Annotated in this window: 17 protein-coding genes; 10 read left to right on the top strand and 7 right to left on the bottom strand. The window is 59.3% G+C overall.

Annotated elements, in window-relative coordinates:
- The first annotated feature begins 138 nt into the window (after window positions 1-138).
- The gene (locus tag VSP_RS17375; protein ID WP_009962257.1) at window positions 139-2112 is read left to right on the top strand and encodes a bifunctional aldolase/short-chain dehydrogenase; all 1974 of its coding nucleotides are present in this window, start codon (window positions 139-141) and stop codon (window positions 2110-2112) included.
- Window positions 2113-2453: 341 nt separating this feature from the next.
- Here VSP_RS17375 and VSP_RS17380 read toward each other — a convergent pair whose 3' ends face one another.
- Window positions 2454-2804: a hypothetical protein gene (locus VSP_RS17380; RefSeq protein WP_009962259.1), complete on the bottom strand. Its 351-nt coding sequence runs from the start codon at window positions 2802-2804 to the stop codon at window positions 2454-2456.
- A gap of 199 nt (window positions 2805-3003) precedes the next feature.
- Here VSP_RS17380 and VSP_RS17385 point away from each other — a divergent pair, with 199 nt between their 5' ends.
- The 5 genes from VSP_RS17385 to VSP_RS17405 all read left to right on the top strand — a co-directional run bounded on the left by VSP_RS17385 (window position 3004) and on the right by VSP_RS17405 (window position 8340).
- Complete coding sequence (locus tag VSP_RS17385) at window positions 3004-4689, top strand: ribulokinase (protein WP_009962260.1); 1686 nt, start codon at window positions 3004-3006, stop codon at window positions 4687-4689.
- Between the two features lie 180 nt (window positions 4690-4869).
- Window positions 4870-5568 carry an L-ribulose-5-phosphate 4-epimerase AraD gene (araD, locus tag VSP_RS17390; protein ID WP_009962262.1) on the top strand — a complete coding sequence of 233 codons (699 nt, stop codon included), beginning with the start codon at window positions 4870-4872 and terminating at the stop codon, window positions 5566-5568.
- A 182-nt stretch (window positions 5569-5750) separates the two neighbouring features.
- On the top strand, window positions 5751-6995 hold the full coding sequence (gene fabF, locus VSP_RS17395; protein ID WP_009962263.1) for a beta-ketoacyl-ACP synthase II: 1245 nt from the start codon (window positions 5751-5753) through the stop codon (window positions 6993-6995).
- 309 nt (window positions 6996-7304) lie between these two features.
- Window positions 7305-7847 (top strand): O-acetyl-ADP-ribose deacetylase, encoded by a 543-nt coding sequence (locus VSP_RS35980; RefSeq protein ID WP_009962264.1) that lies wholly within the window; start codon window positions 7305-7307, stop codon window positions 7845-7847.
- A 7-nt stretch (window positions 7848-7854) separates the two neighbouring features.
- Window positions 7855-8340, top strand: a complete 486-nt coding sequence (locus VSP_RS17405) for a hypothetical protein (RefSeq protein WP_009962266.1) — start codon at window positions 7855-7857, stop codon at window positions 8338-8340.
- On the opposite strand, the gene VSP_RS17410 is transcribed toward VSP_RS17405, so the two are convergent.
- Window positions 8331-9263: a sugar phosphate isomerase/epimerase family protein gene (locus tag VSP_RS17410; protein ID WP_029190534.1), complete on the bottom strand. Its 933-nt coding sequence runs from the start codon at window positions 9261-9263 to the stop codon at window positions 8331-8333. The genes VSP_RS17405 and VSP_RS17410 overlap by 10 nt on opposite strands.
- Before the next feature lie 164 nt (window positions 9264-9427).
- Between VSP_RS17410 and VSP_RS17415 the strand changes: the two genes are divergently transcribed.
- Window positions 9428-9871 (top strand): hypothetical protein, encoded by a 444-nt coding sequence (locus tag VSP_RS17415; RefSeq protein ID WP_009962268.1) that lies wholly within the window; start codon window positions 9428-9430, stop codon window positions 9869-9871.
- 107 nt (window positions 9872-9978) lie between these two features.
- On the opposite strand, the gene VSP_RS17420 is transcribed toward VSP_RS17415, so the two are convergent.
- On the bottom strand, window positions 9979-11367 hold the full coding sequence (locus tag VSP_RS17420) for a hypothetical protein (protein WP_009962269.1): 1389 nt from the start codon (window positions 11365-11367) through the stop codon (window positions 9979-9981).
- Between the two features lie 144 nt (window positions 11368-11511).
- On the opposite strand from VSP_RS17420, the gene VSP_RS17425 reads away from it, so the two are divergent.
- Both VSP_RS17425 and VSP_RS35985 read left to right on the top strand, forming a co-directional pair.
- On the top strand, window positions 11512-12930 hold the full coding sequence (locus tag VSP_RS17425; RefSeq protein ID WP_009962270.1) for a phytoene desaturase family protein: 1419 nt from the start codon (window positions 11512-11514) through the stop codon (window positions 12928-12930).
- A gap of 126 nt (window positions 12931-13056) precedes the next feature.
- Window positions 13057-14286, top strand: a complete 1230-nt coding sequence (locus VSP_RS35985; RefSeq protein WP_009962271.1) for a hypothetical protein — start codon at window positions 13057-13059, stop codon at window positions 14284-14286.
- A gap of 31 nt (window positions 14287-14317) precedes the next feature.
- On the opposite strand, the gene VSP_RS17435 is transcribed toward VSP_RS35985, so the two are convergent.
- Window positions 14318-15760 carry an FAD-dependent oxidoreductase gene (locus tag VSP_RS17435; RefSeq protein WP_009962273.1) on the bottom strand — a complete coding sequence of 481 codons (1443 nt, stop codon included), beginning with the start codon at window positions 15758-15760 and terminating at the stop codon, window positions 14318-14320.
- A gap of 210 nt (window positions 15761-15970) precedes the next feature.
- On the opposite strand from VSP_RS17435, the gene VSP_RS17440 reads away from it, so the two are divergent.
- A complete protein-coding gene (locus VSP_RS17440; protein WP_009962274.1) occupies window positions 15971-16612 on the top strand; it encodes a hypothetical protein in 642 nt (213 codons plus the stop codon).
- 31 nt (window positions 16613-16643) lie between these two features.
- Here the strand turns inward: VSP_RS17440 and VSP_RS17445 are convergent, their stop codons facing one another.
- From VSP_RS17445 to VSP_RS39610, 3 genes are read right to left on the bottom strand one after another with little or no spacing between them, the layout of a single operon-like run.
- Window positions 16644-19799 carry an ATP-binding protein gene (locus tag VSP_RS17445; RefSeq protein WP_009962275.1) on the bottom strand — a complete coding sequence of 1052 codons (3156 nt, stop codon included), beginning with the start codon at window positions 19797-19799 and terminating at the stop codon, window positions 16644-16646.
- An 18-nt stretch (window positions 19800-19817) separates the two neighbouring features.
- Window positions 19818-20705: a hypothetical protein gene (locus tag VSP_RS43085; RefSeq protein WP_009962276.1), complete on the bottom strand. Its 888-nt coding sequence runs from the start codon at window positions 20703-20705 to the stop codon at window positions 19818-19820.
- A complete protein-coding gene (locus tag VSP_RS39610) occupies window positions 20695-21885 on the bottom strand; it encodes an endonuclease domain-containing protein (RefSeq protein WP_157210944.1) in 1191 nt (396 codons plus the stop codon). Before VSP_RS39610 ends, VSP_RS43085 begins: the two co-directional genes overlap by 11 nt.
- Window positions 21886-22223: the final 338 nt, after the last annotated feature.

Here is a 22223-nt window from a genome sequence, read left to right on the forward strand (position 1 = left end):
CGTGCACACGGGACAAGCTTGGCAGAGACTTCCAGGGAAATCGCACCCAAGATGCCCGCCCCCTAGTTTTCCCTTTTTACCTTTTTACTTTTCGCCTCCCCCGCCCACTCTAACCCCTCATTTTTTCGCCGCCACGCCATGCAAAGCCTTTGGAACGATCAAGAAGCCGCTAGTTTCGGAGCTGACCTCCTCGGTCAGCGTGTGTACACCTCCCGTCTGCTGGGCCGCAATCCACAGCTGGTCCTGCATGGTGGCGGCAACACCTCGGTGAAAATTGAGGAAAACGACTTCTTCGGTGAACCTGTCAGCCTTTGCTACGTGAAGGGCTCAGGCTGGGATCTGGCCACGATTGAGCGCGGCGGTTTCGCCCCTGTGCGAATGAACGCCCTGATGAAGATGGCAGAGCTGCGCTCGATGACCGATGAGGACATGGTGCTGCAGCAGCGGGCCGCCATGACCAATCCCAACGCACCGGCCGCCTCTATCGAGGCCATCCTGCATGCGATCCTGCCATTCCGTTTCGTCGATCACACGCATGCGAATGCGATCTCCGCCCTCACCTGCCATGCCGAGGGTGAAGCACGCGTCAGAGAGGTTTTTGGCAGCCGCGTTCTGACGGTCCCGTATGTGATGCCGGGATTCATCCTGGCCAAGACTGTCTATGACCTCATCAAAGGTCGCGACCTCAAGGCTGAAGGCATTGAGGGCATTGTGCTCCTGAAGCACGGTCTCTTCACCTTCCACGACGACGCACGTCGCAGCTACGAGCTCATGATCGAGATGGTCACTCAGGCGGAGGAGTACCTGACCAAGAAAGCCGGTGCCACCGTAGAGGCCACTGTCGAGGCCCAAGAAGATCTGGTCGGTCTGGCCAAACTCCGCAAGGCCGTTTCAAAAAAGCGTGGTCACGCCCAGTTGGCCAAGCTGGATGCCAGTGCCGTCGCCGTCGGATATTCGCATCAGCCCAATGTCGCCACCTTCGGCACCCGGGGGCCCCTCACCCCCGACCATAGCATTCGCACCAAGCGGACTCCGGCTTTCGTGGGCGAGGACATCGACGCCGCCATTCAGAAGTTCTCGGAAGACTACACGTCCTATTTCACCCGACACGCCAACGGCCAGACCATGCTGGACACCGCACCGCGCTTTGTCATCTGGCAGGGCAAAGGTCTCGTGAGCTTCGGTGACACCCTCAAGGATGCGGGCATTGTCGCCGACATCGCCCAGCACACCGCCGCCACCGTGCAGCTCGGACAGGCCGTTGGCGGTTGGGAGCCCCTTCCGGAGAGAGACATCTTTGAGATTGAATACTGGGATCTGGAGCAGGCCAAACTTCGCAAGGGACCGGCCCGCAAAGTGCACCAGGGCAAGGTGGCCATCGTCACCGGCTCTGCGGCTGGCATCGGCTTTGCTTGTGCGGAAAGCCTGGCCGAACAGGGTGCCACCGTCGTGGGCCTGGATCTCAACCCCGACATCGTAGAAGGCATGGCTCGCATCGGTGCCGTGGGCAAAGTGGTGAACCTGACCGATGACGCCGCCGTGCAGGCCGCCATTGCGGAAACCGTGCGCAACTACGGTGGGATCGACATCGTCGTTTCCAACGCAGGCATCTTCACTGCCGGCCAGTATCTTGAAGATCTGGAGTCATCCAACTGGGACAAAGCCCTGGCCGTGAACCTCACCAGCCACCAGCGCCTGCTGAAGTTCACCATCCCCTATCTGAAGCAGGGCATTGATTCCAGCATCATCCTGGTGGGTTCGAGGAACGTCAAAGCACCGGGTCCTGGTGCCGCCAGCTATTCCTGTTCCAAGGCCGCCCTTACGCAGCTCTGCCGCGTGGCCGCCCTGGAACTGGCACCTGTCGGCGTGCGTTGCAACATCATCCATCCTGATGCGGTCTTCGACACCAAACTGTGGACTCCTGAAGCGCTGCAGCGCAGTGCGGAGCGCTACAACATGACCGTGGAAGAGTACAAGACCCGCAACCTTCTCAAGGCAGAAATCAAGAGCAAAGACATTGGCAACATGGTCTCGGCCATGGCCTCCCCGCTCTTCGCCAAAACCACCGGCGCCCAGATCCCGGTGGACGGCGGCAACGATCGCGTGATTTGATTTGGCAGCCCAACGCCAAACGACATGGTATTTTGGACCCCGCAGAAATGCGGGGTTCTTGTTTTGCACACGCCCTCATCACATAACCCACGAAGGAGCCATACTCAGTTTTCCCCGAAGGGGATCCGGAGCCAGACCCACAGCAGCGCCTCAACCAGCGGCAGCGCCTCAACCAGCGGCAGCGCCTCAACCAGCGGCAGCGCCTCAACCAGCGGCAGCGCCTCAACCAGCGGCAGCGTCCCAACCAGCGGCAGCGTCCCAACCAGCGGCAGCGTCCCAACCAGCGCAGCGTCTCAACCAGCGCAGCGTCTCAACCAGCGCAGCGCCTCAACTCCTCTCCCTCACCCCTTCCCCATCAAATACATGCCCCCCACCAACAACGCCATCCCAGCGACGTTGGCCAGTCGAATGGGCTGACCGTCCACCCACAGTGCGATGAGGGCTGCCCAGATGAAGGTACTGGCATAAACTGGGTACAAGACCGTCAAAGAGCCGCCCTTCTTGAAGGCAGCTACGAAAAGACTCATCACACCCATGTAGCAGGCAATGCCTACAAGGATGCGCCCGTTCGTGAGGTATCCAGCCAGCCCTCCGGTGGCCCGGCGGGCCCCTTCTCTGTAAAAAAACTGTCCGGCGGCACCCAAGAGCGAGGCGAGGAGGAAGAAGATGATCGATATCGCAGGCGTTTTCATAGGAGACTCTGGGGCGCTGCCCAATGGCCTGATTGTGCGATTTCGTCCGATTTATGCCAGAGATTTCCCTTTGCTCCTGCGGACACGTCCGACAAAATGCGCCTCCCCACGCCAGCGAAGTATTTGCCTTGTGATGTCTCAACCGCCTCGTATTTCGCTATCAACTTTCTCCCTACGCCTCGCCCCTCACCCTTGACCCATGAGCACCCGTTACGCCCTCGGTATTGATTACGGTACGAATTCCTGCCGCTCCCTTTTGGTAAACCTGAATGACGGGTCCGAAGTCGGTTCGACCGTCTTCAACTACCCCAGTGGCGATATGGGCGTGCTGACCGATCCCCGTGATCCCAATGTCGCCCGTCAGAATCCACAGGACTACTTGGACGGACTCGAAGCCGTGATTCGTGGAGCGTTGTCCCAAGCCAACGCCAAAATTTCCGACTTTGACCCCGGCGCAGTCGTCGGCATTGGTATCGACACGACGGGCAGCACCCCTATCCCGGTCAACCAACAAGGCACCCCATTGGGACTTCTCCCTGAGTTCAAGGGCGTGCTTAACGCCATGGTGTGGTTGTGGAAGGATCACACCAGCCATGAGGAAGCCGCCGAGATCACCCGTCTTGGTCACGAGATCCGGCCCAACATCATCGCCAAGTGCGGCGGCATTTATTCCAGCGAATGGTGGTGGAGCAAGATTCTCCACCTTCGCCGGACGGATCCAGCAGTGTTTGAAGCGGCCTACTCCTGGGTGGAGCATTGCGACTGGATTCCCGCCGTGCTCGCGGGCGACACGAATCCGCTCACCCTCAAGCGCAGCGTCTGCGCAGCGGGCCACAAGGCCCTGTTCAGCACAGAATGGGGCGGCCTGCCCGACAAGGAATTCCTCACCCGTCTTGACCCCGCACTGGCAGATCTCAGGGACCGGCTGTACTCCGAGGCCCATGTGGCTGACACTTCCGCTGGCACGCTCTGCGCCGAGTGGGCCCAACGCTTGGGTCTCAGAGAAGGGATTGCCATCTCCGTCGGAGCCTTCGATGCCCACATGGGAGCCGTGGGAGCAGGCATCAAGGAAGGCACGCTGGTCAAGATCCTCGGCACCAGCACCTGCGACCTGATGATAGCCCCCAATGACCAGCCGCTCGCCGACATCCCCGGGGTATGCGGCATAGTGAATGGCTCGGTCATGGGCGGCCACTTCGGCATTGAAGCCGGCCAGAGCGCCGTGGGCGACATCTTCCTGTGGTTTGTGAATCAGTTGGTTCCTGAATCCTACGGCACCACGGTGGGTGAAAAGTTCCAAAACATGGAGAAGGCGCTGGCCGGCCACAAGCCGGGTGCATCTGGCTTGCTCGCCCTGGACTGGAACAACGGCAACCGCACCGTCCTGGTCGATGCCCGCCTCACCGGCCTGCTCATCGGACAAACCCTGCACACCAAGGCTCACGAGATCTATCGTGCCTACATTGAGGCCACCGCCTTCGGCGCCCTCACGATCATCAAGCGCATCGAGGAATACGGCGTGCCAGTGAAGGAAGTGATCAACACCGGTGGACTCAGCATCAAGAACGAGACGCTGATGCAAATCTATGCTGACGCGATCGGCCGCCCCATGAAGGTCAGTCGCAGCGAGCAAACCTGTGCCTTGGGGGCAGCCATCTTCGGTGCCGCAGTCGCTGGCGTCGGCACCGTGGCGGAGATCCAGGCGAAGGTCACCGCCACCCGCGAGAAAGTTTACTACCCCATCCCAGAGAACCAAGCCATCTACGAGGAGCTCTACACCCTCTACCGCACCCTTCACGATGCCTTCGGCACCGCCGAATGGACCGGCCGACTGCACCATGTCATGAAGCGTCTCCTCGAAATTCGCGCTCTGCAAAGGAAGTAAGCCCACTCCCCCAACTTTCTCATCGGATTAATCACAGAGAACACAGAGAGAAGCTCCAGAATCTCAATTCTGTAAATTCCGTTAGTTGTGTCCAAAAAATCAGCCTCATTCCCCGCCATCACGCCCCTTCTCCCATCTTGTTAATCCTGTCACAAAAAGCATCACGTCCCCTCGTTCCCAATGTCCCTCGCCTCCCTCAAAGAAGAAGTCTGCGCCGCCAACCGTGCCCTCGAACCTAGCGGCCTGGTAAAACTCACTTGGGGAAATGTGAGCGGGATTGACCGGAGCCTGGGGCTCTGGTGCATCAAGCCCAGTGGCGTGGCCTACAGTGACCTCAAGCCCGAAGATCTGGTAGTGCTCGATCTGGACGGCAAGGTGGTGGAGGGCAAACTTCGCCCATCCTCCGATACCAAGACCCATCTTCACCTGTATCGCGAGTTCGCCGAGATCGGCGGTGTAACCCACACCCACTCTCCCTACGCCACGACGTTCTCCCAGGCCGGACGGGCGCTGCCCTGCTATGGCACGACCCATGCCGATCATTTCTTCGGGACCGTCCCCCTCGCCCGTGCTCTCACTCCAGAGGAAATCGCAGCCGACTATGAGCATCATACTGGCGTGGCGATCGTCGAGCGTTTTCGCGAACTTGGCTTGAACCCGATGGAGATGCCCGCTGTCCTCCAGATCCATCATGCGCCATTCAGTTGGGGAAAAAGCGCGATGGATTCCCTGAACAATAGCATTGCACTGGAGATGTGTGCCCAAATGGCCCTGGGGAGCCTCACGCTCAACCCAGAGTTGACGGCCATCCCTGACCATATTCTCAATAAACACCATTCCCGCAAGCATGGCCCTGGAGCCTACTACGGGCAGAAGTAATTGAGCGTGAGCCTCATCTATCTGGGAATCTAAAAACTTCCCAACATTCGGCACGGTCGGGAGTCGGACATAACCCCCCCTCCCAAGGGGGGCCTGACCCCAATTCCGATTTTCCCCTTGCCCCACCTTTCAAACCGTGGCTAATCGGGGTGCACCAACCCTTCTATTCTACACATTTCCTCATGACAGACCGTCGTATCGTCATCACCGGCATTGGCGTTGTTTCCCCTCTCGGAAACAACAAGGATGACTTCTGGAAGAACCTCGTCGCCGGCAAGAGCGGGATCCGTTTTATCAAAGCTTTCGATACGGAGCAGTACGACACGAAGTTCGGTGGCGAAGTCGTGGACTTCGATCCCAAGGCGTACTTCAAAGATTTCAAGGACGCCCGTCGCGCTGACCGATTTACGCAACTCTCCGTGGGCGCGGCCAAGATGGCTGTGGCCGAGAGCGGCATCGACTCCTCCAGCACCCCGCCGGAACGCATCGGCGTCATGCTGGGCAGCGGCATCGGCGGCCTGACCACTTTGGAGAACAACCACACGCTTCTCATCACAAAGAGCCCCTCCCGCGTCTCCCCTTTCACCATCCCGATGATGATCGGCAACATCGCGAGTGGCATGCTCTCGATGGAATACGGCTTCCTTGGGCCGAACATGTGCATCACCACGGCCTGTGCCACCTCCAACCACTGCATCGGTGAAGCTTGGCGCATTCTGAAATTCGGCGATGCCGATGTGATCATTGCCGGCGGCTCCGAAGCCTCCATCGCCCCCATGGGTCTGGCTGGTTTCGGCAACATGAAGGCTCTGAGCACCCGCAACGATGCTCCGGAAAAAGCCAGCCGTCCGTTTGACCGTGATCGTGACGGCTTTGTCATGGGCGAAGGTGCCGGCGTCGTGGTGCTTGAAGAATATGAGCACGCCAAGAAGCGCGGGGCTCACATCTATTGTGAACTCGTCGGCTACGGCCTCAGCGCCGATGCCTACCACCTCTCCGCCCCGCTTCCCGACGGGTCCGGCGCGGCCCGATGCATGAACATGGCCCTCGGCCATGCGAAGATGAATGCGAACGAGGTCAGCTACGTGAATGCCCACGCCACCAGCACCCCGGTGGGTGACATCTGCGAAGTCCAGGCCATCAAGCGCACCTTCGGTGACTACGCCAAGAACGGCCTCCTCGTCAGCGCCACCAAGTCCATGACCGGTCACCTGCTCGGGGCCGCTGGCGGTATTGAGCTTGCTGCCAGCATCCTTTCCATCCGCGACCAGGTCATCCCGCCCACGATCAATGTGGAAAACCAGGATCCGGAATGCGATCTCGACGTGGTGCCAAACGTAGCCCGTGAAGCCAAGGTCAATGCAGCTCTCAGCAACTCGTTCGGATTTGGTGGCCACAATGCGGCCCTCCTGGTGCGGAAACTCTGATCCTCTGATCCCCACCCGTTGACTCTTTAAAAGCATCACTTGCCCCGGCAGGTGGTGCTTTTTTGTGCCCTCCGGCGAAACCCAGCAGGGCACCCCATTCCGCCCCGAACGTTTGGCAATAGAAGGAGTCCAAAAATGGCACTCCGCTCGATATTAAAAAGTACCGCTCTGCGTGAAAGACTGGGAATTTCAAGGCGGTGCCCGCAACTTTTCATTCGATTAAACAAGAGTTTTCCATCATACTGTATCGAACAGCAGGTTCCCTGGCTTGATCGCCCTCGTGACCTGCCGATTGCGCCGCCGCACCGCATGAGCCCTTCCCTCCGCGCCCTCCAGGCTAACATCACCACCCTGCCCGTGGATGCCATTGTCAATGCGGCCAACTCCTCGCTGCTGGGCGGAGGAGGAGTGGATGGTGCCATTCACCGCGCTGCTGGCCCCGAGCTGTTGAACCAATGTCGATTGCTGGGTGGCTGCAAAACCGGCGATGCCAAGCTGACCATGGGTTACCAGCTCCCGGCAAAGTTCGTCATCCACACCGTAGGCCCAGTCTGGCGCGGCGGGCAGGAAGGGGAACCTGAGTTGCTGGCTTCCTGCTACCGCCTATCCCTGAGACTCGCCTCTTCCAACGGTGTCCGTACGATTGCCTTCCCCTGCATCAGCACCGGCATCTACGGCTATCCCGTGGAACTTGCAGCGGAGATTGCCCTCCACATCGCCAGGGAGGAATCGACCCGTGACACCGGGATCGAGGAGATTCTCTTCTGCTGTTTCTCCGCGCGTGACTTAAAAGTTTACACCCGCCTCCTTGAAACTTCGAAGTCAGCCCCCACTTTGAGTCTTGCCCATTGACCCTGCCATGAGGTCACGCTTCTACTGCATTTTTCTCATCGCCTCATCGCTCTTCCTGCTGATGACGGTCATCCTGCCTGTCTTGAGCGTGGCCGCCAAGCACGGCATCAACGACGAAGAGTGGACGAACATCCAGCGTCGCGGTCTGCCCAGCAGCGCCGCCTTCATGACCTGGACTTCGTGGTCTCCAGCGGACGGCGCCATCTTCTCGATCCCGGTGGATGATTCCGGCGGCCCTCCCCCACCCCTTATCGAGTATCGCATTGGCACAGGGCAAACCTGGCTTTTTGATTTCAATTTCTACCAAGGGCGCTACAAGAACACCAACGGGCAGTGGCAGGTGATTCCGGCCCGCGGTCCGCTCTGGGGCGTGCAGATCCACTGGCACTGGACCTGGATCGCGATGGGTCTGGCTGTTCTGACCACGGTCATCTTTGTCCTGCTAAAGCCCACTTACGAGCCGACGGGGGCCGAAATGCCGCTTCACACCTGACCAAACGCCTTGCGCAGCAAGGCCAGACTTTTAGGAATCGCACTCAGCGGATCTTCCTTCCCTTCAAATTCCAGCGAGACATAGCCGGTAAATCCGGCCTTCTGCATGATGCTGGCGATCCGGTCATAGTCGAGGTCGAGCGTGTACCAGGTGCCGCCACCATAGTACGTCTTTGCCTGGAGCAGCACGGTGTCCGGTGCCAGGAGCGCCAGCCGGTCATAAGGGTCCTCCAGGAAACAACCCGTATCCAGTGTAACTTTGAGCCAGGGGGAATTCACCGCATCCACGACCCGCTTCACGCCCTGGGGAGTGCGGCCCAGACCCCAGTGGTTTTCCAGTCCCATGATCACCCCTCGCTTCCCCGCCTCGGCCGCGAGCCCGCCGTAAGCTTCGATCACCCACTCAAACGCATTTTCTTTTGTATAGCCAGGGAGCGGATCATCCTCGCCCCGCCGCGCCATCAGCTCATCGAAATTCTTGGTCGTACCCCACGTGCCAGAATTCACCCGCATCGTGGGAATCCCCAACTGATACGCCTGCTCCAGGCAGTCCACCGTGTGGTCGTAGTTCTTCTTTCGCTTCTCCTTGTCTGGCGAGAGAAAACCCTGGTGGGTGGAATAACCCATGAGGTCGAGGCCAAGAACAAACGCCTGCCGCTTGATCTTGAACAGCTCTGCGGGCTCATAGGAAGTCAACTGCCGCTGTAGCACTTCGAAACCATCGAACCCCATCCGCGCCGCATGCTCCAGACAAACATCCATCGGGCGCAGGGCCTCCCGATTGAAGCCCCAGAAGGAATAGGAAGAAACGCCGATCCGGTTAGGGCGTAGCTTGGGTGAGACTTCCGCCGCCGAGGAAAGGCTTCCCACTGTGGCGAGTGAACCAAGCGCAGCACTCGAAGCAACAAATTGACGGCGATTCATTCCCTCGAGAGTAAACACATCTTGTCGGGTGGAATCAATCCTCGAACGAGATTGACCGGTTTTGTCAGCATGGAAGCATTGACGTGCCATCGCGGCCGTCCTACCTCTTGTCGTCTTCAGAGGGTTTCGCTTCGGACGCCCTCCCCCCCTCTCTCCATCTCCCCATGCCCAGCTCCTTTAGCGGAATTGGATCGATCTACTACGGCCAGCGTCATTTTCGACCTGACGGCTCATACGTCACGACGGAATGGCTGATCTTTTTCTACTTTCCTGTCTTCCCCATACGGAGCCTCAGGGTTCTCAGAAATCCACAGGCCGACCGCCATTCACTGATCGACAACGGCATAGGTTACCGTGTCCTGGCCCAAGAGCGCCTCTGCTGGTCTCAGGTCATTTCAACCTATGGATTTGTCATTGGAAGCCAGATCTGGATGGTATTCGTCATCGGAGTGTTAGCAGCGTCTTCCGAAGTCTGGAAAGAGTATGAACTTGCAGCGGTGTTTGCTGCAGCCCTTGTGGTAGCTATTCCCTTCCTCCTGGTCCTTTGGTTTCGCATTAAAAACAAGAACGCTGCCATGGCCAACCCACAATTCGACTCACAGAGTTAGGGGTTTCGGATATCCTTCAGATGCCCCTCCACACACAGAGCTTGGAGTCGATACAAGACAGCCCAAGTCATTCCATTTCGGGATCCCATTGACAGGCCAGCTCAACTTTACTTGAGCACATCCCGCACGTACAACTCAGACACGGGCTGGCTCATGTAGTCTTCACCCAGCAACTTCTTCAGCTTGGCCACCGCCGTTTTCCGGTCATCGCCCGTGTTCTTCTCATGGCGGGCCCAGAATTCTTCCCACCAACCTTCGGGCTGCACCTTCACTCCGGCGTATTCCGTGACGCGGCCCGTCTCCCCACCCGTGACCAGGCTGCCCACATAACTGCTCTGGGCATACACACGATCAATTTGGGCCTTGATGGCGGCCACATCGGCTTCCGACACCACCCCGTTGGAAGTGGCCTTGTAGAACTGGACCGTGACGCGTACGGGATAGTCAGGATCCCGGCGAATCGGAAGGTTGTCGATCTCTGTGAAAGGACCCTCCATTTCACCGTGGCCGATGACGGCGTTCTCCACATCACTGGTGCGTGTCCGAGCCGCGCCCCCCGGAGCCGCGGGCATCGCTCCTTCGGACGCTCCGAGTGAGAAGCGACGAGGCCGCTCCTTTTGTTTCAGGGGCACTTGAATGAGGAGCACCATGTTCAGCCCGGTTTCCTCTCCCAGCTTGGGGGCCTGACCTTCGGGACCAGCCTCCTTGGCGACCTTGGAGTCGGACTCCCGTTCACCGGTGAGACTTGCCCGTTGACCATTCGCATTGAAGAAGAGGCGTTGGCCCCAGGCACTGCCACTGGCAAAGGCGTCGCGTTTGTTGTCGATCACCGTCACACTCGTGCCTTCCCTGGTGCACAAGATGGTCAACACCGCGGGATCTCCGCTGATGGACTGGTAGTTGAACAACACCGGGTTGAAGATCGCCTTGCCCTCCTTGGGAATCGGGAGGAAGCACGCCTGGGCACTCACCAGCACTTTGGAATCTCGTGCCGCCAGCAGGGACCGGGCTTGGCCGTCGTTTTTCCACGAACTCGGCTGGCTGAGGAAGTCCAGTGGGCTGGAAAGAAAATCCCTTAGAGAGACCCGCTGGAGACCCCGCCCCCGCTCATTGCCAACCAGCAGGGTGAAGGCGGCGGGATCGATGTCGCAAGACTTGTCATCGAAGTTGGGAAAGCGAATGACAGGCATGCAGGTGGTCTTGAATCCCCCTTTGGTCTCCCGTCCCACCTGGATGGTCATGTCACTGATGTTGGGACCGACGGATGAGCCCTTGAAACGCCCCGTGTCCTCCCAAGTCAGGTCCAGGACTTGCAGGCCACGCGCACGCGCCAGCTCTTGAGCCTTTCCCTCGCGCGACATGGTCGCGGTGCGTTCGATAGCCTTCTCATAGGGATCGCCAAACAAGGACAGGGCAGGTGCCGGGGGTGTTGCGGCCAGAAGTGCGGCAAGCCCCAGCGTCAAGCGGGTGCCTCTATGGGTGAAAATCATTTTCATAGGTGGCGGGGAGGTCTCTGGAGAGGCATGACGGCCTCCCTGAGCGTTTCTTGTCAGATTCCCCTCGCCTGTGACCGGGGCCATCTCGCGGCACATTGCCACTGGCGCATCCACCGCATCCCCCTATGCTGAGCTACTACACGTATGCCCCAGTACGACGCCATCATCATTGGTTCCGGCCCGAATGGCCTGGCTGCCGCCATACGCCTGGCCCAGCAGGGATGGAAGACCCTGGTCCTGGAAGGTGCCGATACCGTGGGCGGAGGGATGCGCACCAAGGAACTGACCAAGCCATTCCACCTGCACGACGTCTGCTCCGCCATTCACCCAATGGGTGTGGCGTCCCCTTTCTTCCGGTCGCTCGACCTGGAATCTCACGGCCTACGTTGGATTCACCCCGACCTGCCCCTGGCTCACCCCATGGACGGTGGTCGGGCCGTGTTGCTGCACCGTTCGCTTCAGGAAACGGCCGCGGGACTGGGCAAGGACGGTGGTCGGTACCGGTTCTTTTTTGATTCTCTAGCAGCTCATTCCCATGAACTCTACGGGGACCTCCTGGCACCAGCCCGCCTGCCCCGGCATCCCTTGTTGATGGCCCGTTTCGGCATGGGCGCTGGCTTGCCCGCCAGCATCTTTGCCCGATATTTCTCCACACCTGAGGCGCGCGCGCTCTTCGCAGGAAATGCCGGTCACTCGGTCATGCCCTTCCATCTACCGCTAACCTCGGCTATCGGGCTGGTTTTGCAAACTGCCGCGCATGCGGGGGGCTGGCCCATTCCCGAGGGCGGCTCGCAGAGCATCGCCAACGCGATGTTGAGCCTGCTGACCTCCCTTGGCGGCGAGGTGCGGTGCAATACCCCGGTGAAGTCTTTTGCCGATCTGCCGGACGCCCGTGCTTATCTCTTTGACATCAGCCCAAGGAATCTCGCCAGGATCTGCGGTCGCGAGCTTCCTCAAGCGTACCGGTACAAGCTGGAACGTTTCCGTCACGGCCCGGGGGTATTCAAGGTGGACTATGCCCTCCATCACCCCATCCCGTGGTCCAATGAAAACTGCCATCGCGCTGGCACTGTCCACTTGGGCGGCACCCTTGAGGAAATAGCCAAAAGTGAGCGGGATGCCTGGGAAGGACGGCATTCGGACCATCCCTTTGTGCTGGTCTCCCAGCCTTCCATGCTCGACTCCAGCCGCGCTCCCGCTGGCAGGCACGTGGCCTGGGCCTACTGTCACGTCCCGCATGGTTCTACGGATGACCGTCTGGAAGTCATCACGCGCCAGATCGAGCGATTCGCTCCCGGCTTCCGCGATTGTATCGTTGCCACGGCTACGCTCAATACCAGCCAGATGGAGAGCTACAATCCCAACTACATCGGAGGCGACGTGGTGGGCGGCATCACAGACTGGCGACAGCTCTTCACCCGACCTGCCAGCTTGTTTCAGCCCTACGCCACCCCCCACCCAAAGATCTACCTCTGCTCGGCATCCACACCGCCTGGAGGAGGCGTTCACGGCATGTGCGGTTATTGGGCGGCGGAGTGCGTTTTGAAGCGCGTTCGCGAGTAGTGGCCAGAGTGAATGACACCACCACGGAGCCCGCCCTGTCTCCATGAACTGAGTCGATCAGGATCCCATTCCCGCCTCACGGCTGCTGGCCCCACATCACGCATCACCCACCCGGTCTTCGCTCGCATGACCCTGGAGCCCATTTTCTCCCGAACCAGGCATCTCTGGCAGGCCTGTGCCACAGGCGGAGCGATCATCCTGTCGGTTGGAACGGCTCATGCCTTCCCTCTGCTCTCACCAGATTCTCCCGTGGATGCCACTCTCACGGGATCGATTGACCTGGAGAGCTATTCCATCGACCAGCCGGCACCCGGCCTGCTGTTCACAGATGACGACACCTACTTCGCCCCCCGCCTCTCGTTGATTCTGGATCTCCAGTGGGGTCCGCACTGGAGCGCCTTTGCACAGGGCCGCGTCGATCGGGGTTTTGATCCGGGCGTGAGATCTGATGGCGACATTCGTCTCGACGAGTATGCCATCCGCTGGAGTCCTTGGGGAGACTCCATGGTGAACCTCCAGGTGGGCAAATTTGCCTCCGTATTTGGCAACTGGATTCCCCGTCAGCTCAGCACCCAGAACCCGTTCATCACCGCCCCTGCTCCGTATGAAAATGTGTTCGGCATCACCGATGCCGCCGCCCCTCTCAGCCGGGGCGCTTTCCTGGAACGCAAGATGCAGGCCGACAAAAAAAGAGACTGGCTCCCCCAGATCTGGGGCCCTGCCTATGCCCATGGCACCTCACTATCCGGACGGTTGGACCAGTTTGAGTACGCCATCGAAATCAAGAGCAGCGCCCTCTCCTCCCGCCCCAGTGCCTGGGAGGCAAGAGAGCTGGAATGGGACCACCCCACCATCACGGGGCGGCTGGGATGGAGACCCGACTCCTCCTTAGCACTGGGCCTCTCTGGCAGCACGGGTGCCTATTTGCTGGAGGCTGCGGACGCCACCCTTCCCGCTGAAAGCGAGCGGGATAACTTCAAGCAGGATACCGTTGGGATGGACTTCCGCTACTCGATCCGCCATTTCGAACTCTGGAGCGAGTTCATTTTCACCCGTTTCGAAGTGCCCGGCGTTGGCGACGCCGACCTGGCCTCTTTCTATGTGGAGGGGCGCTACAAGATCACCCCCAGCCTCTATGCCGCCCTGCGCTGGAATCAGCAGTGGTTTGACGACATTTCAGACGGACACGGCGGCTCCCCCGGCTGGGACCGGGATCTCTACCGGGTGGATGTGGCTCTGGGATACCGATTTGCCCGCAATTTACAGGGCAAGGTGCAGTACAGTTATGGACACGAACCCGGTCTGAACGCCAATGGCAGCCACCTGCTGGCCACGCAGCTCACCTGGACATTCTGACCGGCCACCCGGGAACAGGAGGATCTGCGAATCAGGCTCGTAAGCCGAGCTGGCGGAGTTTTTCCTCGCTCTCCTTCCAGTTCACCTCGTGCGGCAGGCGCTGGGACTTCGCAGCGATGGCTCCGGTCACTCCGGCGGCCTCACCCATGGCCACGGCATTACCGGTCACCCGGTAGCTGGCGTGGGAGATGAAATCGCCGCTGATGCACCTGCCAGCCATCATGAGGCCATCCACATCCCGGGCGATCAAGGCGCGCAGAGGAATGTCGTACGGCTTCACCTTGATGCCCGTGGCATGAATGGCTGCTGTCTTGTTGTGATCCGCACTGGTGGCATGAATGTCCACACCGAACGTGACCCGGGCAACACCGTCCTCGTGACGGATACCTTGAATGAGGTCGTCCTTTTGCACCGTGAATCTTCCAGAGATGCGTCGCCCGTCCCTAACGCCGATCTGTTCTGCGGTAGCCACAAGTTGCAGACCTTCCCAAGGACCACCCAGACCCCGCAGGCCATTCACCATCTTTGTCATCTCAGCGCGAGCCCGCACCGTGGCAGTGGTGATGCCCGCTGCATCAAATGGCTTCACCCCATACTCGTGGTTCATCATGGCGAAAAGCAAGTTGCCCCGCACATGCCAGAGGGTCGGTTTGCTGTAGGATGGGAAGTGACCAAATTTCTCGATTTCAGCCCGAATGCGATTCTTCTTCTCGTCATTGGTATTCTCATCAGGCAAGGCCTTGCCGAAGCGAACGAACTCGCGAAGTGCCTCCACATCCTTTACCACGAGCAAGGCATTGAGCGACATGGGTTGACAGGGGCAATCCTTCGCCTCCCCCAGTTCAAAGGCACAGCCCGCCAGCGCCCCTAGGTCGCCATCGCCCGTGGTGTCGATAAAGACTGGCGCCCGCCAGGCTTCCCGACCCGACTTCGAGTCGGTGACAATCGTGGTCAGGCGGCGGCCCTCCTTGAAGGCCGCCGCGACCCGGGTGTGATATTGGAACTGCACCCCCGCCTCCACGCACAAATCTTCCAGCAGCAGCTTCAAGGCTTCCGGATCATAACAGAAAGCCTTCTCACCGCCTCCTGTCTTGCCTCCTCGCTCATCCAGCTTCACCTTCAACTCTTTGGCCAAACCGGGTTTGTCAAAATCGAGCAGATAGCCCAGCAGACCCGCAGTCCACACCCCGCCCAGGCAGCCACGCCACTCAAACAAGCGCACCTTTGCCCCAGATCTGGCCGCCGCAATGGCGGCCGCCACGCCGGCGGGACCCGCGCCACACACAATCACATCCGCGTCATCCGCCAGCGGCACCGCTTCAGCCGGAATGGAAAACTTGCCAGCCGGTGGGGCCTCACCATTTTCCAGCGGCACTCTTGCATCTGCGGCAGACAAAGCCGGCACAGCGGCACTGCCGAGAGCCGCGTGGAGAAAGTGACGGCGGGAGAAAGGAGCAGCAGATTCAGATTTCATGCAGCCCTCAAGACGTTCTGAAACGGCTGAACATTTCAACGATAGCCCCCCTTCAGGTCGAACCATGATCATGGTCCAGACAAATTGCCGCCATCCCGGCTGCCTTATTTTCCCCCAGAACACATTGACCAGAAACACCAATCCATGGAAAATCCCTGTGGCGGCACGCGACTCACGTCCGCACCACTGGCAGAAACCCACCTCTGACTTATGAACTGGAAATTGAGCTGCACCGTATTGGGAGGCTTTGCCCTCACCGTAGCCCATGCAAGCGACCTTAGCGAAGCTTTGCGCAGGCTCTCAGAGAACGGCCCCACCTATTATCAGCCGCCACCAACTTACAACGACAGCCCGGGCTATTACCCCTACGCCCCACCACCTCCGAACATCCCGCCCCCACAGCGCGCCCAGCATGCCTATGATGTTGGCTACCGGGTCGGGCAGGATGACTTCCTGCAAGGCCATTCCAAGCACTTCGTCCGTCATGTGGAGCTTTTTGACGACGCCACGCGCGATGCATTTTCTCACGGTTACGACACGGGTTACGATGTCGCAAGGGAGGCCGCCGCCCGGCGGGATCGTGACTACTACAAGGCCAGAGTCTCACCTCGGCCTCCCGTGCCCAGCGAACACTACAAGTCCGGCTACTACCCGTACACTCCACCCCCCAAGGAGTCACCCAATGTGGACCGCCAGCGTCACGCCTACGACATAGGATACCGGGTCGGGCAGGACGATGCCCACAAAGGCTTGTCCAAGCATTTTACCCGTCACGACAAACTCTTCGACAAAGACACCCACGAGAGCTTTTCAGCCGGGTACGACAAAGGCTATGACCGGGCCCGCAAGTAGGCTTGCGGGCGGGGGACGTCACTCCCACAAATCACGATACGGGGCGCTGTGCTCTCGCAAGCGCCAGTATTTCCTCGTCTGACAGTTGGGAAGGGCTGACAAGGGAGCGTGCCGCTTGCAGGCTGGTCACTGCGCCATCGCGGATGACGTAGAACTGCCCCGGCCCTTGTCCGGGCAATTTCGAGGCCACATCGATGCGCGCTTCGCTCAGCATGGGTTTCATTTTGGCCAGAGCGGTGGGCTCTTTCACACGCCCTACAAACCAGTTGCGGATGTTGTCCTTGGCTTTGTAATCGAAATCACCGGGGCTCTGGGTGGCGAGGAACATCCCCAACCCTGCGGAACGAAAGCGCTTCAGGGCGTTTTCCATAGGCTCCTTGGTGGAGGGCTTGCTCGTGGCAGGCAGGTAGAGATCAGCCTCATCAAAGAGCAGGACGGCCTGGAGTTTGTCTGAAGGCTGCTTGCTCGCGTAGCGGTTCATCTCCTGCAAAAACTGCGAAATCCAAAACAGGAGCTTAACAGAGGAGTCGAAGAACTTGGTGCTGATGATCGTCAGCCGCGTTTTTCCGTGCGGCGAGTGAAAGAGCGATTCCGCGCTCAGTTTCTCCCCGCGCGCTTCCACGAGGTCGGCATTGCCCAGGCGAAGCGTCTCCAGATCCTGCACCAGCTTTTTGAAGTGTTTGGTGTCAAGGTATCCGATGGCGTTGATCAGCGTGGCATCCTCGTCATGGACGATGCCCAGGAGCTTGTCCAGACTCATGTCTGGGTGCACCTGTGCCAGCACACTGAGCGCCTTTTGGAGCACGACTGTCTTGGCGGCGTCATTGCCATTCGCTTTGTAGCCCATCATCCCGGCGAGGGCACCAGCGGTATGTTTGGCCGCGATGTCTCGGTCTGCAGGCTTCATGTCGGCCAGCCCGTCTGGAATCATGGGCAGGCATAGAGGGCGTCCGTCATCGCGGCCCGGAGTATAGAGGGATACCTCGATCGACTCGCGCAATTTCGCGCGGCGCGCCTCTGCTTCTGGCGAGGGCAAGGGTTGTTGCCAGGCAGTCTCGCTGGCGTAGCTGCACAGGTCTCCCTTGCGGTCGATGAGCACAGCGGGCACACCAGAGAGCAGCAGGCTCTCGATGAGGTTGAGCGCCAGCGTCGTCTTGCCACTCCCCGATCCACCGAGAAAGGCGGTATGACGGGTGAGCTCCGCGTTGTCAATCGTGACCGGCGACGGGGACAGCTCCTTGGTCATGCCGAGCCACGAACGGCCTGCGGGCTGGATCACCAGACTAGCGGGAGCTGGCTCAGTAGGTGTAGTTTTATCCGGCTCAGCATCCACCCGGCCAGTGCTTCCAGACAGGACAGCCGGGACCGCAGGTGCCGCCGGGAGGTTGTGGAGGTTCAGAATCATGCTGACCGGCCGGAGTTTCGTCAGTGGCGTTTCACTAAGGAGCCATTCTGCAAATCCCTGGCGGGAGCCATGTCTGGCCACAAAGGTCTGCATGGCCGCCATGGCACGCCAGTCAGAATCTTCAACGATCGTGCGAGCTCCACCTTCAGCAATGAGTTCACCCAGTTTCTTGGCAATGACTGTACGAGGACTCTCTGGAAATGACGTGGTGCGAACGATGACACAACGCCGATCTTGATTTATGGCTCGCTCTCTTGCAGCAACTACAGCATTCCCCAATGCGCCACCTTGCGCTTTTTGATTGCAGAGGGTCACCAGCGTCCGGGAAATCACACGACCGCTGTTTTCCAGTTGCGTCGCGACCTGGTCCCCACCCGCGGACGCTTTGACCAACCAGCCCTTCCCAGGCAGTTCATTGGCGGCGTGGGTGAGTGCCGACGCCAGCAACCCTGTCATCTCCGCCTCGTGCTGAGGGAGCGGCTCGGAATAGGACGTGTAGTGATCATTCCACAATTGCTCAAGAACGAGTCCTTCAGATATGACGGGGGACACCTTTCCAGTCGCCCCTCCGATGTCTCCGGCATCCGTGTTCGCCACCACCGGCCGTTGACCATCCTGCTGGCTTCTCGCGCGCGCCTCCCGACAAAGGTCCAGCACCTTGCGAGCGCGAAATCCCTGAAGCTTTTCTGGCAAGTTGCCCGCGAAGGGATAGAGCGGCTCGCTCGCCACGATGTCCGCATCTGAGTCGTCAAAGAGATGCTCCAGACGTCGGGTAATGATCTTCTCGACTTCTGCGGCGGAGCGCCTGCCTGCCAGCCTTACGGGCTCAGGGCTTGTTTCAATGCGATCAAGCAGTGAATTCGTTAGGGACGGCTTGAGGTGGGAGTAGAAATCTTCAAGACAGGAGACTACGACAACCATGGACGGCACAGCATCAGTGAGCTCGCATACGATGCGCATGGCGGAGAGGAACCTCGTCTGGACGGGCAGGTTGAGCTCATACATGCCCTCCAACTGGTCCAGACAGACCACAAACGTGCTTTGCTCCAGGGCCCAAGCCAGTGCGGCCAAAGACCTGATGACCTCCCGGGGGCCTCCATCGCCGTGCAGAGGCGCAATGCCTCCCAGCTTTCGCAGATCATAGTCTGAGAGGGGCCGGCAGCGGAGATACTGTAGAATAAGATTCTTCAATTCGGGCTCATCTCGCTGAAGCAGGAGCAGAACCCTGAGCAGATCGGGATGAATGTTCTGCACCTTGAGCCTGGCTATCAGATAGTCGGAATACTCAAACACCCACGGCAGGTTCAGCTCCCCTTCCCGGAGAAACTGAAGCGCACCAGGCTCAAAGAGATCCCTGTCTTCCACGAGCGAGTTTGACAAACGTCGCAGGGCTGTCTGTTCTGAGATGTCGTCGTCATAGGGCTGGTTTAAGGAGTCAATGATGTTGGTCAGCACATACTGCTCGTAGTTGGCCTCACTGGAGGTCATCTGCATGTAGGTGAAGTACCCGCTGGCCTTCCGGGTGACTTCACTGCGGAAGGCGCGCATCAGATGGGTTTTGCCCGATCCCGCTTCCCCCAACAGCAGAAGAATTTTCCCGTAATGGAGCCCTGCCCCAACGCTGTTCATCACGCGGGCGAAGGCCGCCCTCGCCTCCTCATGCACTTCCGGTACGTCCATGATGTCGTGCCGGAAAATCTCATGCCGATGCACGATAGCGTGAAACAGTTCCGGGTGGCTGTTGGAGCAGAATGCCGTGAGTCGCGGGTCGGTGACGTTCATGAGAGGAAGCGCCCAAAATTAATCAGTGCGGATAAAGTGAAAAGTTTCGCCGAGGTGATGGGTGGCCGAGCCAGCCACATCCGCTGGATTCATGGCTTCCACCAGGTCGGCCCGGCTCAGGCGCAGGCGAAGGGCCTGATTGGCTTCCACCAGCCGCCGCTTGAACTCCTGCTCGTCCACTGCGTAGGGTGATCCCAGTTGTTTCAGCCGCCGCCATAGGTGGGAGATGAAGACTTTGTTGTCTCCGAACCAGCCGGTCTCACTAGATCGCGCGGCTGCCAGCACTGTTTCAGCGAAGTCTGGCGCTGACCTCATCTCCTCGGAAGCAGGCTTTCCTTCTGGCCCTACCGGGTCAGGTGCTTGGACCATGCGATCCCCCACCCATCGCCGAAGGAGAGCAAGGCGCATCTCGGTAGAACCGCTTTTACGAGCCCCCACGGCTTTCCCGGCCAGTAAATCCAGAGCTTGTGTGGGCGTGGGCAGATCACCAGTAGGGAGGTTGTACTCTCGCTTGACAATGCAGGCACGCAGCCCGTCAGATTTAGAGACATGTGCCTGCACCTTGGTAGAGGACGGCAACCCCAAGGCTTGGGCGGTGAGAATCCTATTTTTCAACTGCTCCCACCTCATCCCCTTTGGCAGTTCGAGTACTCCAAGAGAACCCAGCGCCGCAGACACCCCTGTCTCCGTGAGGGCGATACGCGACTTCCCCAGGCGAATAGCGACCTCCCTTTCAACCAAATCATGGGATTTCACCTCGAAAGCAAGCGCCAGTTCGGCCTTGGTCAACCGGCCCTCGAAAAGAGGCCATAGATCCTTTCTAACGGTGCTTGAGGTTTCACCCTTGCTTCTGTCGGCCACTACTAGCCGAATCAGAATGAGTTCAGAGAGAATGTCAGGATTCATGGGGTTCACGCGGGCTCCTATAGCGAATTACACTAACAATTGCATCTAAAATATCTTCCAGACGTGTCACCACATCCGCAGCCAGAAAGCGAAGCACAAAAAAGTCGTGTTTTTGCAGCAGCACATCCTTTCGCCTGTCGCGCCGATAGGCATCCGCATCGGCAAAATGATGGTACCCGTCGATCTCTATGGCCAGCCCAGCATCCACTGCCAGCAAATCCACTTCGGCCCGTTGGTTCCCGAAAGTCACCGCCAGCCGCTGATTCAGGCGGAACTTGCCCCGGGTTTTGGGTAATCGTTCCAGCACCTCAAAGAGAAAGGACTCGGCGGCGCTGCGAGCCTCGTCCCCCTCCCTCGCTGATTCCCCCTTCTCAGGTTCCGCCACAGCTTGCTTCGCCAGTATTTGCAGTTGGGCAAGCTCTGACGACGACAGTTCACCGCCCTCGCGAGCGACGAATTCCAACGCCCGTCTAAGTCCATTCTCTCTCCATGTGGCGCCCTCTGCAGCGGTGCAACTCGACCCTCGTTGGCCGGCTGCACTCGCCACCGCCACCAGTCCCTCACGCAAAAGAACTTCCCAGCGGGTAGCAATCTCACAAGCAGCCAGCGCAGCCACCTGCATTTCGCCCAGCGTCACAGCGACCGGAAGATGCGGCACGACTTCCGCAAACCGGCACAATGCCTGCACATCCGCCGCCGCCACCTCCGTTCTTCCACTCTGCGGCAGCAGGAGCACGGCGGGCAACTTTTCAGAAGGCATGAGGCGGCCGAAGATCTTGACGCAGGTCTCCAGGTCCCCGGTCAAGCGCAACACTTCACTCAGGAGATGCTCTGACTTCTGGGGACCCACACCATGGCGAAGGATGGTTTTGCAAACCTGCCGTTCGATTTCGTCCAGTTTCCCTGCGGTCACCCGGTCCAGAAACAGCCCCAACTCCATTTCCGTCTTATCCGCTAGAGCGGACGCCATCTGCTCCAGGTCGTCTCCCTTCAGTTGGGCCACGAAGGCTATGCACAACGGCAGAAGATAAGGCAGGTCCAGCAGGCAACCCACCCACTGGGCGGCCACCCGGCCTTCCTCAAAAGAATCGATGCAGACCACCGGCCGCCCGACACGCCGCCATGAAACAATCCACTGCTGATGTGCCTCCCGCACCCCTCCATGAAGCGCTGAAACCATGGGTACGCCCTGGACTCTCCGCTTTTGGTGCAACTGAATTATTTGATCCATGTACAGTGAAAACTGCGAAAAAAACTGGCTCCAGGCACGAGGTCACCAGGTTCCCGATAGTTGGTTGAGTTCCTCTACCAAATAGCCGCCGAGTATTCAAGCAGGAGCAAGACCAAAATAGCTGAGAAAACGCCCTATCAAGCTATGCCCTCGCATGCACCCCGCGTAAGAGCGAAAGACCTCTGCAGCGTTGGCTGTAAATGGGGGGGGCACCGGACAATGCACCGCCCCACCAGACCATTCACTTGCCCACGTCACACTCGGTGCGCCCCAACGAGTGGGTGCGC

The organism is Verrucomicrobium spinosum DSM 4136 = JCM 18804 (assembly GCF_000172155.1).
Taxonomy (GTDB): Bacteria; Verrucomicrobiota; Verrucomicrobiia; order Verrucomicrobiales; family Verrucomicrobiaceae; genus Verrucomicrobium; species Verrucomicrobium spinosum.

Excerpts from the sequence above, each read along its gene's own strand:
- VSP_RS17405 (WP_009962266.1), top strand. The coding sequence starts at position 7,855 with ATGAGGTCACGCTTCTACTGCATTTTTCTCATCGCCTCATCGCTCTTC.
- VSP_RS17385 (WP_009962260.1), top strand. The coding sequence starts at position 3,004 with ATGAGCACCCGTTACGCCCTCGGTATTGATTACGGTACGAATTCCTGC.
- VSP_RS17435 (WP_009962273.1), bottom strand. The coding sequence starts at position 15,760 with ATGAAATCTGAATCTGCTGCTCCTTTCTCCCGCCGTCACTTTCTCCAC.
- VSP_RS35985 (WP_009962271.1), top strand. The coding sequence starts at position 13,057 with ATGACCCTGGAGCCCATTTTCTCCCGAACCAGGCATCTCTGGCAGGCC.
- VSP_RS35980 (WP_009962264.1), top strand. The coding sequence starts at position 7,305 with ATGAGCCCTTCCCTCCGCGCCCTCCAGGCTAACATCACCACCCTGCCC.
- VSP_RS17410 (WP_029190534.1), bottom strand. The coding sequence starts at position 9,263 with ATGAATCGCCGTCAATTTGTTGCTTCGAGTGCTGCGCTTGGTTCACTC.
- VSP_RS17380 (WP_009962259.1), bottom strand. The coding sequence starts at position 2,804 with ATGAAAACGCCTGCGATATCGATCATCTTCTTCCTCCTCGCCTCGCTC.
- VSP_RS17420 (WP_009962269.1), bottom strand. The coding sequence starts at position 11,367 with ATGAAAATGATTTTCACCCATAGAGGCACCCGCTTGACGCTGGGGCTT.
- VSP_RS39610 (WP_157210944.1), bottom strand. The coding sequence starts at position 21,885 with ATGGTTTCAGCGCTTCATGGAGGGGTGCGGGAGGCACATCAGCAGTGG.
- VSP_RS17375 (WP_009962257.1), top strand. The coding sequence starts at position 139 with ATGCAAAGCCTTTGGAACGATCAAGAAGCCGCTAGTTTCGGAGCTGAC.
- VSP_RS43085 (WP_009962276.1), bottom strand. The coding sequence starts at position 20,705 with ATGAATCCTGACATTCTCTCTGAACTCATTCTGATTCGGCTAGTAGTG.
- VSP_RS17440 (WP_009962274.1), top strand. The coding sequence starts at position 15,971 with ATGAACTGGAAATTGAGCTGCACCGTATTGGGAGGCTTTGCCCTCACC.
- araD (WP_009962262.1), top strand. The coding sequence starts at position 4,870 with ATGTCCCTCGCCTCCCTCAAAGAAGAAGTCTGCGCCGCCAACCGTGCC.
- fabF (WP_009962263.1), top strand. The coding sequence starts at position 5,751 with ATGACAGACCGTCGTATCGTCATCACCGGCATTGGCGTTGTTTCCCCT.
- VSP_RS17415 (WP_009962268.1), top strand. The coding sequence starts at position 9,428 with ATGCCCAGCTCCTTTAGCGGAATTGGATCGATCTACTACGGCCAGCGT.
- VSP_RS17425 (WP_009962270.1), top strand. The coding sequence starts at position 11,512 with ATGCCCCAGTACGACGCCATCATCATTGGTTCCGGCCCGAATGGCCTG.
- VSP_RS17445 (WP_009962275.1), bottom strand. The coding sequence starts at position 19,799 with ATGAACGTCACCGACCCGCGACTCACGGCATTCTGCTCCAACAGCCAC.